At 71.1% G+C, this 14,819-nt stretch carries 15 protein-coding genes; 10 read left to right on the forward strand and 5 right to left on the reverse strand.

From position 1 onward, the window contains the following. Positions 1–3 precede the first annotated feature (3 nt). Positions 4–1,167, reverse strand: coding sequence for a zinc-binding dehydrogenase (locus KV100_RS14685; RefSeq protein ID WP_220343850.1), 1,164 nt, complete (start codon positions 1,165–1,167; stop codon positions 4–6). Next, on the reverse strand, positions 1,164–2,648 hold the full coding sequence (locus KV100_RS14690) for an NAD(P)/FAD-dependent oxidoreductase (RefSeq protein ID WP_220343851.1): 1,485 nt from the start codon (positions 2,646–2,648) through the stop codon (positions 1,164–1,166). The genes KV100_RS14685 and KV100_RS14690 overlap by 4 nt, the downstream gene beginning before the upstream one ends. A 139-nt stretch (positions 2,649–2,787) precedes the next feature. Here KV100_RS14690 and mshB point away from each other — a divergent pair, with 139 nt between their 5' ends. The 4 genes from mshB to KV100_RS14710 are packed head-to-tail and all read left to right on the forward strand — an operon-like array spanning position 2,788 to position 6,520. Further along, a complete protein-coding gene (gene mshB, locus KV100_RS14695) occupies positions 2,788–3,705 on the forward strand; it encodes an N-acetyl-1-D-myo-inositol-2-amino-2-deoxy-alpha-D-glucopyranoside deacetylase (RefSeq protein ID WP_220343852.1) in 918 nt (305 codons plus the stop codon). Beyond that, the gene (locus KV100_RS14700) at positions 3,680–4,099 is read left to right on the forward strand and encodes a DUF6113 family protein (protein WP_220343853.1); all 420 of its coding nucleotides are present in this window, start codon (positions 3,680–3,682) and stop codon (positions 4,097–4,099) included. Before mshB ends, KV100_RS14700 begins: the two co-directional genes overlap by 26 nt. Continuing rightward, on the forward strand, positions 4,096–4,716 hold the full coding sequence (locus KV100_RS14705) for a flavin reductase family protein (RefSeq protein ID WP_301022692.1): 621 nt from the start codon (positions 4,096–4,098) through the stop codon (positions 4,714–4,716). The genes KV100_RS14700 and KV100_RS14705 overlap by 4 nt, the downstream gene beginning before the upstream one ends. A gap of 34 nt (positions 4,717–4,750) precedes the next feature. After that, positions 4,751–6,520 (forward strand): VanW family protein, encoded by a 1,770-nt coding sequence (locus KV100_RS14710; protein WP_220343854.1) that lies wholly within the window; start codon positions 4,751–4,753, stop codon positions 6,518–6,520. Positions 6,521–6,523: 3 nt separating this feature from the next. Here the strand turns inward: KV100_RS14710 and KV100_RS20225 are convergent, their stop codons facing one another. Then, the gene (locus tag KV100_RS20225; protein ID WP_220343855.1) at positions 6,524–7,522 is read right to left on the reverse strand and encodes an N-acetyltransferase; all 999 of its coding nucleotides are present in this window, start codon (positions 7,520–7,522) and stop codon (positions 6,524–6,526) included. A 105-nt stretch (positions 7,523–7,627) separates the two neighbouring features. On the opposite strand from KV100_RS20225, the gene fdxA reads away from it, so the two are divergent. From fdxA to KV100_RS14730, 3 genes are all read left to right on the forward strand, one after another. Next, positions 7,628–7,951 carry a ferredoxin gene (fdxA, locus tag KV100_RS14720; protein WP_220343856.1) on the forward strand — a complete coding sequence of 108 codons (324 nt, stop codon included), beginning with the start codon at positions 7,628–7,630 and terminating at the stop codon, positions 7,949–7,951. After that, the gene (dapC, locus tag KV100_RS14725; RefSeq protein ID WP_220343857.1) at positions 7,951–9,111 is read left to right on the forward strand and encodes a succinyldiaminopimelate transaminase; all 1,161 of its coding nucleotides are present in this window, start codon (positions 7,951–7,953) and stop codon (positions 9,109–9,111) included. The genes fdxA and dapC overlap by 1 nt, the downstream gene beginning before the upstream one ends. A 119-nt stretch (positions 9,112–9,230) precedes the next feature. Beyond that, positions 9,231–10,196, forward strand: a complete 966-nt coding sequence (locus tag KV100_RS14730; RefSeq protein WP_220343858.1) for a hypothetical protein — start codon at positions 9,231–9,233, stop codon at positions 10,194–10,196. Between the two features lie 15 nt (positions 10,197–10,211). Here KV100_RS14730 and KV100_RS14735 read toward each other — a convergent pair whose 3' ends face one another. Next, positions 10,212–11,198, reverse strand: coding sequence for a hypothetical protein (locus KV100_RS14735; protein ID WP_308289420.1), 987 nt, complete (start codon positions 11,196–11,198; stop codon positions 10,212–10,214). A gap of 8 nt (positions 11,199–11,206) precedes the next feature. Then, positions 11,207–12,145 (reverse strand): 2,3,4,5-tetrahydropyridine-2,6-dicarboxylate N-succinyltransferase, encoded by a 939-nt coding sequence (dapD, locus tag KV100_RS14740; protein WP_220343859.1) that lies wholly within the window; start codon positions 12,143–12,145, stop codon positions 11,207–11,209. A gap of 53 nt (positions 12,146–12,198) precedes the next feature. Here dapD and KV100_RS14745 point away from each other — a divergent pair, with 53 nt between their 5' ends. The 3 genes from KV100_RS14745 to KV100_RS14755 all read left to right on the forward strand — a co-directional run bounded on the left by KV100_RS14745 (position 12,199) and on the right by KV100_RS14755 (position 14,808). Next, positions 12,199–12,897, forward strand: a complete 699-nt coding sequence (locus KV100_RS14745; RefSeq protein WP_220343860.1) for a VOC family protein — start codon at positions 12,199–12,201, stop codon at positions 12,895–12,897. A 70-nt stretch (positions 12,898–12,967) separates the two neighbouring features. Further along, positions 12,968–14,050, forward strand: a complete 1,083-nt coding sequence (gene dapE, locus KV100_RS14750) for a succinyl-diaminopimelate desuccinylase (protein WP_220343861.1) — start codon at positions 12,968–12,970, stop codon at positions 14,048–14,050. Further along, the gene (locus KV100_RS14755; RefSeq protein WP_220343862.1) at positions 14,047–14,808 is read left to right on the forward strand and encodes a TIGR00730 family Rossman fold protein; all 762 of its coding nucleotides are present in this window, start codon (positions 14,047–14,049) and stop codon (positions 14,806–14,808) included. The genes dapE and KV100_RS14755 overlap by 4 nt, the downstream gene beginning before the upstream one ends. The last annotated feature ends 11 nt before the right edge of the window (positions 14,809–14,819 follow it).

The following is a 14,819-nucleotide window of genomic DNA, read 5'->3' on the forward strand; positions in this document are numbered from 1 at the left end:
CGGTCAGACCGTCCGCACGTCGCTGACGGGGTCGATCAGGATCTTCGCGTGCCGTTCTGGGTCGGCGAGGGCGGTGAACGCGTCGGCGACCCCGTCCAGCCCGACGGTGCCGGTCAGCAGCGGCGACGGGTCGACGGTGCCGTCGGCGATCATCTGGAGCGTCTCGTAGAACTCGCCGGGTCCGTAGGCGAAGACGAACCTCAGGTCGATCTCCTTGTTGATCGCCATCGACGGGCGGAACGTGTCGGGCTCCATGCAGACGCCCACGACCACGACACGCGACAGCAACGGCACGTGCGTGATGACGTCCTCGATCATCCCGGGCACACCGACGCACTCGAAGACGACCGGGCCGCGAGGCGTGGCGCCCACCTTCTCGGCGGCGCGCATCACCCGCCACCACGGCAGTCCCGGCACCCGTCGCAGGACCTGGAGCGTGTCCATCCCCAGCTCGATCAGGCTCGGTGCGGTGCGAAGGTGGCCCTTGCGCTCTCCGTACGCCGTCCACGGCGACTCGGTGCGCGGGTCGACGACGATGTCGGCGCCACACCGTGCCGCCAGCTGCCGGCGTGCCGCCGAGAGGTCGCTGGCGACGACCGTGCGGACCCCGGCGGCCTTGAGCATGAGGATCACGGCGAGCCCGATGGGTCCGCATCCCACGACGATCGCGACGTCCTTCTTGCCGACCTCGCTGCGCCGTACGGCGTGGTGCGCGACGGCGAGCGGCTCGGTGGTCGCGGCGTGGTCGTCGCTCACCCCGTCGGGGACCGGCATCGTCATCACCTCCGACACCAGCGTCATCTCGGCGAAGCCGCCAGGCGCGCGCTCCGAGAGGCCGGTGAGGTGTGCGCCGTCGTCCTGCCGCAGCACCGGCAGCGCCACCACCCTGGTGCCCACCGGCCACCGCTCCTGGCAGCCGGGCCCGTACGCGACGACCCGCCCGCAGAACTCGTGCCCGAGGACGACGGTCTGCTCGGAGCGCATGAAGCCGTCGTACCCGATCTCGGCGGCTCCGTCGGCCGTGAGGTCACTGTGGGTCCGGGCGTGCAGGTCGGACCCACAGATCCCGCTCCTGGTGACCTCGATCAGGACCTGGCCCCGGCCGGGGACGGGATCGGGGACCTCGGCGACGGCGAGCTCGCCGCGGTGGCAGGTGACCGCCCTCATGCCCCGACCTCCGTCCGGTCCTGGGTACGCGCCGAACGGGTCCAGACAAGGCCGTCGTCGAGGTCGGCCCGGTTGGTCGCCCACGCGTCCACGACGACGTTCTGGCGCATCGACCACGGGTAGTCACCGGTCGACCGCGGCTGCAGGTGCGCGCCACGGCGGATGTAGCCGGAGTCCATGTCGAACAGCGGGCGGGACTCGGGCGTCCCCTCGATCACCGGCGTCACCGTGTCGGCGCCGGTGTCGCGCAGCCGGTTGACGATCCGCGCCACGAGGCGCGCCGTCATGTCCGAGCGCATCGTCCACGAGAGGTTCACGTAGCCGATGCAGAACGCCAGGTTGGGGATGCCGCTGAGCATCGTCGCGCGGTAGGCGTAGGTGTGCGCAAGGTCGACCGGCGTCCCGTCGACACTGATCTGCGTGCCGCCGAGCAGCTGCAGGGCGAGCCCGGTCGCCGTCACGACGACGTCGGCCTCCACCACCTCGCCGCTCTCCAGCCGGATGCCGTTCTCGACGAAGCGGTCGATGTGGCCGGTCACCACGGAGGCACTGCCCTCGCGGATCGCCTGGAACAGGTCGCCGTCGGGGGAGATGCACAGGCGCTGGTCCCACGGCCGGTACGGCGGTGTGAAGTGCGCGTCGACGATCTCCTGGGAGCCGATCGCCGCCACCGCGCCCTTGCGGAACAGCCCGGCCATCTGGTTGGGCAGCCGTCGGCACGCCTGGTAGAAGCCCCACTGCATCGCGGTGTTCTTGGTCCGCATCGCGAGGTGCCCCGCCCGGGGCGGGAGCACCTTGCGGATCGCGTTGCCGACGGCGTCCTGCTTCGGTTGCGCGACGACGTACGTGGGGGTCCGCTGCAGCATCGTCACGTGCTCCGCCTGCTCGGCCATCGCGGGCACGACGGTGATGGCGGTGGCTCCGCTGCCCACGACGACCACCTGCTTGCCGGCGTAGTCCAGGTCGTCGGGCCAGAACTGCGGGTGGACGACCCGCCCTCGGAAGTCCTCGACACCGGCGAGACCCGGGTCGTACGGGGCGTCGTAGTCGTAGTAGCCGCTGCAGAAGAAGACGAAGCGCGCCTCGTACGTCTCCTCGACGGTGTCCGGCCCGGTGGCGACCGTGACCGTCCAGCGTGCACGCTCGGGGGACCAGTCGGCGGCGAGGACCGTGGTCGACAGCCGGATGTGCTGCTCGATCCCGCTCTCCCGCGCGGTCTCGTGGAGGTAGTCCCGGATCTGCTCGCCGTCGACGATCGAGTCCGGCCCGCGCCAGGGGCGGAACGGGAACGAGAGCGTGAAGATGTCGGAGTCCGAGCGCACACCGGGGTAGCGGAACAGGTCCCACGTCCCGCCGATCGCGTCGCGGGCCTCGAGGACCGCGTAGGTGGTGCCCGGGCTGCGCTCCTGCAGGCGGTACGCGGCGTTGATGCCGGACAGGCCTGCGCCGACGATGACGACGTCGACGGTGCGGTCGGCCATGGTGATCTCCTCGAGGACCGGCGGACGGGTGCGAGCGTGTCGAGTGTGACCCGTGACACGCGCGGTGCGCCGACTCTAGACGACCGTCTGGCGCGACAAGAGGCGTGGGGCGTCCGTCCGCCTCGGTACGCTGGGCGGCATGCCCGACAACCTCCCCGACCGCCGTCTGCTCCTGGTGCACGCTCACCCCGACGACGAGACGATCACGACCGGCGCGACGATGGCGAAGTATGCCGCCGAGGGCGCGCTCGTCACCCTGGTGACGTGCACGATGGGCGAGATGGGCGAGGTCCTGGTGCCCGAGCTCGAGCATCTCGCGGCCGACCGCGACGACACGCTCGGTGAGCACCGGGTCGCCGAGCGCGACGCGGCGATGAAGCGACTCGGCATCACCGACGCCCGATGGCTCGGAGGGGCCGGGACCTACCGTGACTCGGGCATGGTGTGGTCCGAGTCCGGTGCCGCCACCGTCGCGCCCGACGTCGCCCCCAACGCGTTCTGGCTCGCCGACCTCCGCGAGGCGGCCGACCACCTCGTCGCCGTGATCCGCGAGATCCGCCCACAGGTCCTCATCACCTACGACGACTTCGGCAACTACGGTCACCCCGACCACGTGCAGGCGCACCGCGTGGCGACCTACGCGGTCGCGCTCGCCGCCGCCCCGTCCTACCGCGCCGACCTCGGCGCCGCCTGGGACGTCGACAAGGTCTACTGGACCGCCAACGCCGACTCGTGGCTGCGGGAGGGTCTGCGCAAGCTCCGAGCGGCCGGCGACCACACCACCTTCGAGGGCCTCGACCCCGAGGGAGACCTGTCGTTCATGGCCGTCCCCGACGACCAGATCGCGGCATCGGTGGTCGCCGAGGAGTTCGCCGAGGCCAAGCTGGACGCGATGCGCGCCTACCCGACTCAGATCCAGGTCGACAGCCCCTTCTTCGCCTTGTCCAACAACCTCGGCGCGTACGTGTGGGGCACCGAGTTCTTCCGGATCGCGAAGGGCACGCCGGTGCCGGGGGAGGACGGGCTCGAGCATGACCTCTTCGCGGGCACGCGCTGACTCGCGCTCCGCGAGGCCGCTCGTCCTGCTCCTCGCCGCCGTCTTCGGAGCGGTCCTCTGCGTTGCCGGACTGGTCGTCCACCGGCACGTCACCGGCCCCGTCCCGTGGGGGCTCGTCCTGGCCCTGGGAACGGTGCTGGTGACGCTGCGTGCTGCCGCGCTCGTGGGGGGTACGGCGGCGGCGGTCGTCCTCGCCGTCTCCTACGGCGCCGTGCTGCTGCTCACCATGTCGTCGCGGCCCGAGGGCGACTACCTGGTGGCGGCCGACGCCCTCGGCTACTCGTTCCTGCTCGGCTCCCTCGTCGTCCTCGGAGCCGGCGTCGTGCTCGCCGCACGCGGCGCAGGTCACATCGCGTCCGAAACGGTGGACCGTCCCCGTAGGCTGGGAGGGTGAGCTCAGTGCCCCACCCCCTCGACCCAGCGGCCGCGCGCACCTTCCGTGATGTCCTCGGACGGTTCGCGAGCGGCGTCACGGTCACGACCACGGTGGCCGACGGGCTCGATCACGCGATGACCGCGAGCGCCTTCTGCTCGGTCTCGCTCGACCCCGCCCTGGTGCTCGTCGCCGTCGACCGACGAGCGCGGTTCCACGACGCGGTGCTGTCCTCCGGCACGTGGGGCGTCTCCGTCCTCGCCGAGAACGGACAGGACGACGCCACCTGGCTCGCCCGCCGCGGGCGCCCCCTCGAGGGACAGCTCGAGCGTGTCCCGCACCACCGGGGCGAAGCCACCGGCGCAGCGCTGCTCGACCGGGCCATCGGGTGGCTCGAGTGCCGCACCTGGCAGACGTACGACGGTGGTGACCACACGATCGTCGTCGGCGAGGTCCTGACGGCGGCGGTGCGTGCCGACGAGCCGGGCGCCCCCGCGGCACCCGACGGAACCCGCGATTTCGGCGAGTCCCGGCTCGGGGAGCCCCTTCTCTACTACCGTTCGCACTACGGCGCCTTGGTCCGCTCCCCCGAGAGCGAGAAAAACTCAGGCCTGGCCCCGGTCGAGCACCAGCGCTGACCGGCCCCCGCACGACCCGGACCACGAGGAACACATGGCCCCGACCCCGACCCCCACGCTCACCGAGCACGACACGACTCTGTTCGAGGAGAAGCGCCGGCGCGGCGACCGCATCGCGCTGATCGCTCTCGCCGTCATCGCGCTGCTCGTCGTGAGCGTCTACGTCGTCCTGCACTTCTCCACCTCGGACCGCGTGCCCGCGGGGACCACGATCGGCGGCGTCGAGCTCGGCATGAAGCCGATCGACGAGGCGCGGACCACACTCGGTGACACGCTGGCCGCGCCAGCCAAGGAGCCCGTCCGGATCGTCCGCGGCAAGAAGACCTTCGAGCTCACGCCCGACGAGGCCGGGCTCGCCGTCGACCTCGACACCTCGATCGCCCAGACCGGCGCCGACACCTCGGTGTGGAACCCGTTGACGATGCTGGACGTGCTCTTCGGCGCGGAGAGCTACGACGTGGCCGTCGCCGTGGACGACAAGGTGCTCGAGTCGGCCGTGGCCTCCATCGCCGACGACACCGACCGCGAGGTCTCCGAGGGTCGCATCGGCTTCACCGACGGCAAGCCCAAGGTGAGCAAGCCCAAGGCGGGCCGCGCGGTGGATCAGAAGGCCACGACGGCCCTCGTCCGCAGCTCGTACCCGCTCGCGCACACCGATCTCGAGCTGCCGGTCGACGTGCTGGAGCCCGCAGTGAGCGTCGACGACCTCCGGGCCGCGGTCACCGAGATCGCCAAGCCGGCGATGTCGGCCCCGGTCAAGATCGTCGCCGGGAGCAAGTCTGCCGAGCTCGCCCCGTCGGACTACGCGCCTGCGCTGAGCGTGCAGGTGAAGGACGGCAAGCTCACGACGGTCGTCGACCCCAAGAAGCTGGCGGAGCCGCTCGCCGAGGCGACCGAGGAGATCGGCACACCGGCGCAGGACGCCACGGTGGCGATCCGCTCCGGCAAGCCGGTCGTGGTCCCGGGCAAGGCCGGCATCGGCGTGGTCCCGGCCGACGTGGCGACCGCCCTCGTGCCGGTGCTCCAGAAGTCCGGCGCCGAACGCGCGGTCGAGGTGGAGCCCAAGCAGAAGGCGCCTGACCTCACCACCAAGGAGGTGGAGAAGCTCGGCATCGTCGAGAAGGTCAGCTCCTTCTCGACGAACTACCCGCACGCGGACTACCGCAACACCAACCAGGGCCGCGCCGCCGAGCTCGTCAACGGCACGCTGCTCAAGCCAGGCGAGACGTTCAGCTTCAACGAGACCGTCGGCGAGCGTACGGTCGCCAACGGCTTCACCGCGGGCACGATGATCAGCAACGGCGTCTTCCGCGAGGACCTCGGCGGCGGCGTCTCCCAGGTCGCGACCACGCTCTACAACGCGGGATTCTTCGCCGGCCTCGAGGACGTCACTCACAAGCCGCACAGCTTCTACATCAGCCGCTACCCGGTGGGCCGCGAGGCGACGGTCGCCTGGCCGTCGGTCGACCTCAAGTTCAAGAACACCACCGATCACGGCATCCTCATCCAGGCCTGGGTCAACCGCAGCACCCCGGGCCGCCAGGGCTCGATGAATGTCACGTTGTGGGGCACGAAGCAGTGGGACATCAAGTCAGGGTTGTCGTCCAAGCGCAACTTCCGGTCGCCCGCGACCCGCTACGACGCCTCCGACGAGTGCCTGCCCCAGGCCGGCGTGACCGGGTTCGACGTCGACGTCTATCGGACCTTCACGCGTGACGGCGCGGTGGTCAAGCGTGAGACGACGACGGCGAAGTACAACGCCGCCGACAACGTGGAGTGCCGCAAGGCGCCTGGGGACGAGTGACGGCTACGCGGGGCTGAGGTAGCGGTACGTGTGGTGCACCTCGAAGGTGTACCCCTCGTACAACGCCAGCGCCGCCCTGCTGTGCCGCATGGTCTGCAGGTAGACCTTGTCCGCGCCGCGGTCCCACGCCCAACGCGTGCACGCCTCGAGCAGCCGTGCGGCGTGCCCGCGGCGCCTGGCCTGGGGCAGGGTGTGCACGCTCGACAGGCCGGCCCACTCTCCGGTGACCACGATGCGCGCCACCGCCTCGATCCCGCTGTCCCCCTCGACGACCGCGAACCCGACGACCGGCGGTGAGGCGAGCACGTGGCGGACGTCGTCCAGCGGCACGTCGGCGGTCACCCGCTCAGCCGCAGCCATCCACGGCTCGGTGAGCGTCTCGTCGATCCTGACCGTCGCCTCGCCGTCCTGGCGCCCGGTCCGTGACGTCTCGAGGACGGCGCGGGCGGCGGCGACGAGCACCACTGCGTGGTCGTGAGTGCCGCCGGTCCCGACCCATCCGGCGTCGGCGAAGCGGCCGGGCCAGGGGGTCTGGTCGATCACCTGGGCCTTCGCGGGCAGCCCCTGCGCGCGATAGAACCCTTCGACCTGGGCGAGCGCGGTCGGGAGGTCGGCGCCGGGGTCGCCGTGCACCGCGACCGAGTTGGCGCGGCCGGTGAACCCGCCGGACGCGCGCAGCGTCCACTCGCCGAGATCCTGTGTGATGCGGGGCGGCCAGCCGCGCGTGCAGATCCGGGCGAGCTCCTCGGGGGAGTAGTCCATCGCCGGCCGCGTCCGGACGCGTGCGCTGCCCTCGGGCACGGGTTTGGCTGCCACCACGTCCGCTGCCGGGACGTACGCCTCACGACCGTCGCGGCGCTGGATGCGCAGGGTCGAGCCGTCGTACGAGAGCAGCCGACCGACCACGTCGGTGTAGGCGGGCCCGCCCGACGGGCCGCGTTCACCGGGGACACGTGACCTCACCACGACGCGTCGACCGACGAGCTCGCCGAAGTCTGGCACCCCAACCTCCCGCCCAGCCGGTCCGTTAGGCGGACCTGGCCACTCCCTCCCCGCACGAGAGGGTGATACTAGTTCCAGCCGTTCGAATGAAGGAGTGGACCCCTCGTGACGTATGTCATCGCTCAGCCTTGCGTGGACCTCAAGGACCGTGCCTGCGTCGATGAGTGTCCCGTCGACTGCATCTACGAGGGCAAGCGGATGCTCTACATCCACCCCGACGAGTGCGTCGACTGCGGTGCCTGCGAGCCGGTCTGTCCCGTGGAGGCGATCTTCTATGAGGACGACACCCCGGAGGAGTGGAAGGACTACTACACCGCCAACGTCAACTTCTTCGACGACCTGGGGTCGCCCGGCGGTGCTGCCAAGATGGGTCCGATCGACAAGGACCACCCGATGATCGCCGCGCTTCCTCCGCAGAACCAGGACTGATGCCGGACCCGGTCCCGTCCGTGCCGTCGCGCCCGAGTGCGACGACGCGGTTGTCGGCCGGTGCGGTGTCTCGTCGCCTTCCCGACTTCCCCTGGGACTCGCTCGCCGAGGTCAAGGCGCGAGCGGTCGCACATCCTGATGGGATCGTGGACCTCTCGATCGGCACGCCGGTGGACGAGACCCCGGCAGTGGCACGGGAGGCCCTGGCCGCCGGCGCGAACGCGCCCGGCTACCCCCAGACGGTCGGCACCCTCGCGCTCCGGCGCTCTGCCGTCGACTGGCTCGCACGGCGCCACGGGGTGACCGGTCTCGACGTCGACGGGGTGCTTCCCGCCATCGGCTCGAAGGAGCTGATCGCCGGGTTGGCACTCCACCTCGGCCTCGGCCCGGGTGACGCGGTCGTGATCCCGGAGCTGGCCTACCCGACGTACGAGGTGGGTGCTCGCCTCGCCGGTTGCGAGGTCGTGGTCTCCGACTCCACGGTGGCCCTCGGCCCGTCGGCGCCGAGCCTGATGTGGATCAACTCGCCGTCCAACCCGAGCGGGCGCGTGCTGGGGCTCGAGCACCTGCGCAAGACCGTCTCGTGGGCGCGGGAGCGTGGTGTTCTGCTGGTCTCCGACGAGTGCTATCTCGAGTGCTCCTGGGACGCCACGCCCTCCTCGGTCCTCCACCCTGACGTGAGCGGCGGCTCGCACGAGGGCGTGCTCGCCGTCCACTCGCTCTCGAAGCGGTCCAACCTCGCGGGATATCGTGCGGCGTTCGTCGCCGGCGACCCCACGGTGATCGGGGAACTGCTCGAGGTGCGCAAGAACCTCGGCCTCATCGTCCCCGCGCCCGTCCAGGACGCGATGACGGCGGCGTTGGCCGACGATGCGCATGCCGACGCCCAGCACGCCGTCTACGCCGCCCGCCGGGCGACGCTCCGCCGCGCCTTCGAGGCTGCAGGGTTCCGCATCGACCACTCCGAGGCCTCGCTCTATCTGTGGGCGACGCGGGGCGAGCCGGCGCGGGAGACCGTGCGAGCGCTCGCGGACCTCGGGATCCTCGTGGCGCCGGGTGACTTCTACGGCGCCGCCGGCGCCGAGCACGTCCGCGTCGGGTTCACCGCGTCGGACGAGCGGATCGCGGCCGCGGCCACGAGGCTCTCCAGCCTCGCCTGAGGCCCACGAGCCGCGACGCGCCGAGTCCGCTCCGGTCGCGCCGACACGCCGAGATGTCGCTAGCCTCGAAGGAGGCCGGGGGGTCGATCGCCCCGCGCGACCCTTGGAGGAGACGGTCCATGAGCGAGCCTCAGAACCCTCCCGGCGGCGACACACCGGGCAACGAGCCACCCGGCGGGCCTCCGCCGTACGATCCGCCTCCACCTCCTCCACCGCCGTACGAACCGCCTCCGGGACCGCCGCCCGGTGGGTACGGTCCGCCTCCGGGACCGCCGCCCGGTGGGTACGGTCCGCCGCCCGGCCAGCCACCCGGTGGGTACGGTCCGCCGCCTGGCCAGCCACCCGGTGGGTACGGCCCCCCGCCCGGCCAGCCCCCGGGCGGCCATGGGGGTGGACCCGGCGGCTACGGCGCCCCGCAGGAGCTGAACGTCGGCAGAGCGATCTCGTTCGGCTGGGACAGGTTCAAGGACAACTGGGGCGTCTGGGTCGGGGTCAGCCTGGTGTTCTTCGTCATCCAGGCGGTCATCAGCGGGATCGGCTCGGCCGCCCAGTCCGGGGGAGACGACGCCTGGGACTCCTCGCGCTGGTGGCTGGCCGGCGGCTTCTCGGTCGTCGCGCTGCTGTTCAACCTCGCGGGCACCTTGGTCGGCTGGTTCATGCAGGCCGCGCAGACGAAGGGAGCGTTGCTCGAGACCGAAGGACGCAAGCCCGGCTTCGGCGACTTCTTCCAGTGGGGGGAGCACGCGGGCAAGGTCATCCTGACCTTCCTGCTCCTCGGCGTCCTCACCTTCGTCGGACTGATCCTCTGCATCCTGCCGGGCATCGTCTTCACGTTCTTCGCGTGGTACACGCTGTGGTTCGTGATGGACCAAGGACAGGGACCGTGGGAAGCGCTCCAGTCGAGCTTCCGGCTGGTGGGCAACAACCTCGGGCCCGTCTTCCTGCTCGCACTGGCGCTGACCGGCATCAACATCCTCGGTTTCATCCTGTGCTTCGTCGGACTGCTGGTCACCATCCCGCTGACGCTGATCGCGACGGGCTACACCTACAAGGTCCTCACCCAGCAGCCGGTCGCCGGAGGGTGACGCCGAGCACCGCGACTACGACACGTCGACGTGGACGTGGTCGCGGTGCTCGAGCACGGCACGGTCGCCGTCGCGCGCCGGCGGCGTGTAGTCCCGCCAGCCCTGCGGGGACCGGCGTGCCGTCCAGATCTTGGCGTCGTAGATCACCGTGGCGATCCCGAGACGGCGCGCGTTCGCGACGAGGTACTGCGCGAGCGCCCAGCCGTCCTTCTTCGCCTGGGCGGTGACCGGCCGGAAGAACACGTCCACCGCCTTGCCGTCGTAGTGCTTCGACCCGGCGGAGTGTCCCGTGCTCACCCCGTCGGCGGCGTACCCGCCGGTGGGCAGGCGCCCGAACGCCTTGCGTACGTCGACACGGACGGCCTCGGCCGCAGGGGTCAGACCGTTGGCGCCGGGCACGCCCTCGTCGGTGGCGGGCAGGTCGACCACGCACGTGAAGGTGGCGGGGGAGTTGCCCGTGAGTGCCGACGCGATCGCGCGCCCGTAGGCCTCGTGGTCGGCGTACGCCTCGGGGTAACCAGACCGCTGGACGGCCTGGGCCGCCTCGGTGACCGACATCGAGCGGTAGCCGTCGACCTTCTCCAGGCCCTCGTAGAAGCGGGTGATCGCGTAGCGGGGCTCCATGATCTGCTCCACCGTCCCCCAGCCCTGCGACGGGCGCTGCTGGAAGAGGCCGACGGAGTCCCGGTCGCCGTAGTCGATGTTGCGCAGCTTCGACTCCTGGTACGCCGTCGCGACGGCGATCGTCACGGCTCGGGCGGGCAACCCGCGGCGCATCGCGATCGCCGCCATCAGCGACGCGTGCTCGGTCTGCTCGAGATCGAGGGTCGCGTAGGTGTCGCCGACCTCGACGGTGCACTCCTCGCCGCGCAGCTGGGCGATCTGCCCGCTGCGCGCGAGCACGACCAGACCCGCAGCCACCACGCCCACGAGGACGAGGAGGATCAGAAGGAGAGAGGCGCCCCTCCGGCGACGGTCACGAGGGGCCATCGGGTCGGTCACTGCGCCGTTCAGTTGGCGTGCAGCTCTGCGTTGAGCGCGATCCCGTTGCCCGTCCGGGGCCGGGCCTCCAGACGCCCTGTCTCGGAGTTCGTCAGGAACAGCAGCCCGTCGTGGCCCGAGAGCTCGGCCGCCTTGACTACCGACCCGTCAGGGAGAGTGACCTTCGAGCCCGCCGTCACGTAGCAGCCCGCGGCCACCACGCAGTCGTCGCCTAGAGAGATGCCGATGCCGGCGTTGGCACCGAGGAGGCAGTTGCGCCCGAGGCTGATGACCTGCTTGCCGCCGCCCGAGAGGGTGCCCATGATCGATGCGCCGCCGCCGACGTCGGTGCCCTCGCCGACGACCACGCCCGCGCTGACCCGGCCCTCGACCATCGCGTGCCCGAGAGTGCCCGCGTTGAAGTTCACGAAGCCCTCGTGCATCACCGTGGTGCCCTCCGCGAGGTGAGCGCCCAGGCGCACCCGATCGGCATCACCGATCCGGACGCCGCTGGGAACGACGTAGTCGGTCATCCGCGGGAACTTGTCGACACTGGTCACCGCGACCGACAGCCCAGCCGCACGGGCTCGCAGCCGGGTCTCCTCGAAGCCCTCGACCGAGCAGGGGCCGATGGACGTCCACACGACGTTGGCGAGGGCGCCGAAGATGCCGTCCAGATTGGTCCCGTGGGGGCGGAGCAGCCGGTGGGAGAGCAGGTGGAGGCGCAGGTAGGCGTCGTACGCGTCGGTGACCGGCGAGCTCAGGTCCTCGACCTCGGTCCGGACCACGGTCCTCCGCACCTGGCGCACCTCGTCGGTCCCCTCCAGCGCCGTCAGGCCGGTGGGCTCGATCGCTCCGTCGTACGAACCGAGGGTCGGGTTCGGATACCAGACGTCGAGGACGGTCCCGTCCTCGGTGAGCGTGGCGATGCCGTACGCCCAGGCGGACTGCGGGGTGGTGGGGGTCATGCGGTCCAGGTTATCGACCGGCTCCAGACGCCCGATTGTCCTAGGGTGCCGACATGTCTCTCGTACGGTTCAAAGACTTCAGCATCGACGCGAACGACGTGCCGGCGGCGAGCGCCTTCTGGGCGGCAGCGCTCGGGCTCACGGCGGAGGCGCTGCCCGACGGCGACGCGGTGCTGCGCGGGCCCACGCCGCAGCACACGGTGTGGATCAACGCGGTGCCCGAACCGAGGACGGTGAAGCAGCGCGTCCACTTCGACGTCCACGGGCGCTCGGTCGCCGAGTACGAGGCGCTCGGCGCGACCAGGCTGCCGGGCTGGGACACCCCGTGGACGGTGATGGGCGACCCCGAGAGCGGCGGCGAGCTGTGCATCTTCGAACGCGATGACGACTGGTGGTCGGCACACCCGCAGGCGTACCGCCTGTACGAGGTCGGGGTCGACGCGGTCGACCATCCGTCGATGACGGCCTGGTGGGCCGACGTGCTCGGCTCCGACGTGGACGACGAGGGTCGAGGCTTCAGCTGGACGACTCCTCCGGGCGTGCCGTTCGAGTCGCTGGTGTTCCAGAACGTGCCCGAGCCCAAGACCGTCAAGAACCGGATCCACTGGGACGTCACGGGGGGCCCGGACGCCGTCGACGAGCTCGTACGGCGTGGCGCGAGCGTGCTGCGCGGGCCGGCGGAGCAGACCCCGTGGACGGTGATGGCCGACCCGGAGGGCAACGAGTTCTGCGTCTTCGAGGAGGAGGGGTGACGCGCACTCGTCTCCGATCTCCAGGTGGCGGCCCGTGCTCTGGCGCCCGCCACGTGATGGGATGGACGGCATGACCTCGCTCGATCTCCACGCCGACGTCGTGAGCCTGACCGCCGCCCTGGTCGACATCCCCTCAGAGAGCCGTCACGAGGCCGTCATCGCCGACGCGGTCGAGGCCGCACTGAGCGACTGCCGGCACCTGGAGGTGATCCGCGACGGGCAGACGGTCGTCGCCCGCACCGCTCTCGGCCGAGACAGCCGGGTCGTGGTCGCCGGGCACCTCGACACCGTGCCGGTCAACGGCAACCTCCCGTCCGCGCTCGATGGCGGTGACCTGTGGGGCCTGGGCGCGTGCGACATGAAGGGCGGCGTCGCGGTCGCGCTGCGGGCCGCGGCACACATTCCCGAGCCTGTTCGCGACGTCACCTACGTCTTCTACGAGGCCGAGGAGATCGAGGCGTCCGCCAACGGGCTGGGACGGCTCGCCAGGGAGCGCCCCGAGCTGCTCGCCGGCGACTTCGCCATCCTCATGGAGCCCTCGGACGGTGTGATCGAGGCAGGCTGTCAGGGCTCGCTGCGCGTCGACGTCGTCGCCCGCGGGGAGCGCGCCCATGTGGCCCGGTCGTGGATGGGCGTCAACGCGATCCATCGCCTGAAGCCCGCGATGGATCGCCTCGCCGCGGCGCAGGCTCGCACACCGGTCATCGACGGACTCACGTTCCGCGAGGGCCTCAACGCGGTCGGGATCAGCGGGGGTGCGGCGTCGAACGTGGTGCCCGACGAGGCGAGGATCGCCGTCAGCTACCGCTTCGCCCCTGATCGTACGGAGGACGAAGCGCTGGACTACCTCCAAGGACTGTTCGACGGGTACGAGGTCGTCGTCACCGACTCGGCGCCGGCCGCGTCGCCGGGGCTGGACCGACCCGCCGCGGCGGCGTTCGTCGAGGCGATGGGCGTGGAGGTCAACCCGAAGTTCGGATGGACCGATGTCGCGGAGTTCGCCCGCTTGGGCGTGCCCGCGGTCAACTTCGGGCCCGGTGACCCGCTGCTCGCCCACAAGAAGGACGAGCGCGTCCCGGTCACACAGCTCCGGTCGGTCGAGGAACGGCTGCACGGATGGTTGCGCGGTGCCGGCGAGGGGCAGCCCGGATGAGCGACGACCAGCGCGCCGAGGACCAGCGGGTCGAGGAGCGCGCCGAGGACGAGCGGGTCAAGGGTCCCGTCCTCCTTCGGCGCGACCGGATCGAGTCGACGACGACCGACCAGCGGTTGCTGGACTCCCCTGAGCGGTCCGACTGGGTGCACACCGATCCTTGGCGCGTCCTGCGTATCCAGGCTGAGTTCGTCGAGGGGTTCGGTGCACTGGCCGAGCTCGGGCCCGCGGTCAGCATCTTCGGCTCCGCCCGGACCTCGCGCGACGCCGCCGACTACGCCGCCGCCCGCGAGCTCGGACGCCGGCTGGCCGACGCGGGCATCGGCGTCATCACGGGGGGCGGCCCAGGGATCATGGAGGCCGCCAACCGAGGCGCGTGCGAGCGCGGAGGAGTCTCGGCCGGCCTCGGCATCGAGCTGCCGTTCGAGGAGAAGATGAACGCCTGGGTCGACCTGGGGGTCAACTTCCGATACTTCTTCGCGCGCAAGACGATGTTCGTCAAGTACGCGCAGGGTTTCGTGGTCTTCCCCGGCGGGTTCGGCACCTTCGACGAGCTCTTCGAGGCCCTGACGCTCGCGCAGACGCGAAAGGTGACGCAGTTCCCCGTCGTCCTGTACGGCACGGCGTACTGGGCCGGCCTCCTGGCCTGGCTGCGCGACTCCGTCATGGAGTACGGAGCGATCTCCGCCGACGACGTGGACCGGCTCGTCCTCACCGACGACATCGACGAGATCGTCGCGCAGTTCGTCTCCTCCTGAACCGCCGTCGC

Source organism: Mumia sp. zg.B21, assembly GCF_019550855.1.
In the GTDB taxonomy this organism is placed as follows: Bacteria; Actinomycetota; Actinomycetes; order Propionibacteriales; family Nocardioidaceae; genus Mumia.

Bases quoted from the DNA above. Each gene is read 5' to 3' on its own strand.
- KV100_RS14730 (WP_220343858.1), top strand. From the start codon at position 9,231: ATGAGCGAGCCTCAGAACCCTCCCGGCGGCGACACACCGGGCAACGAG.
- dapC (WP_220343857.1), top strand. From the start codon at position 7,951: ATGCCGGACCCGGTCCCGTCCGTGCCGTCGCGCCCGAGTGCGACGACG.
- KV100_RS14755 (WP_220343862.1), top strand. From the start codon at position 14,047: ATGAGCGACGACCAGCGCGCCGAGGACCAGCGGGTCGAGGAGCGCGCC.
- KV100_RS14745 (WP_220343860.1), top strand. From the start codon at position 12,199: ATGTCTCTCGTACGGTTCAAAGACTTCAGCATCGACGCGAACGACGTG.
- KV100_RS14685 (WP_220343850.1), bottom strand. From the start codon at position 1,167: ATGAGGGCGGTCACCTGCCACCGCGGCGAGCTCGCCGTCGCCGAGGTC.
- dapE (WP_220343861.1), top strand. From the start codon at position 12,968: ATGACCTCGCTCGATCTCCACGCCGACGTCGTGAGCCTGACCGCCGCC.
- KV100_RS14690 (WP_220343851.1), bottom strand. From the start codon at position 2,648: ATGGCCGACCGCACCGTCGACGTCGTCATCGTCGGCGCAGGCCTGTCC.
- KV100_RS14700 (WP_220343853.1), top strand. From the start codon at position 3,680: ATGACCTCTTCGCGGGCACGCGCTGACTCGCGCTCCGCGAGGCCGCTC.
- KV100_RS14710 (WP_220343854.1), top strand. From the start codon at position 4,751: ATGGCCCCGACCCCGACCCCCACGCTCACCGAGCACGACACGACTCTG.
- dapD (WP_220343859.1), bottom strand. From the start codon at position 12,145: ATGACCCCCACCACCCCGCAGTCCGCCTGGGCGTACGGCATCGCCACG.
- mshB (WP_220343852.1), top strand. From the start codon at position 2,788: ATGCCCGACAACCTCCCCGACCGCCGTCTGCTCCTGGTGCACGCTCAC.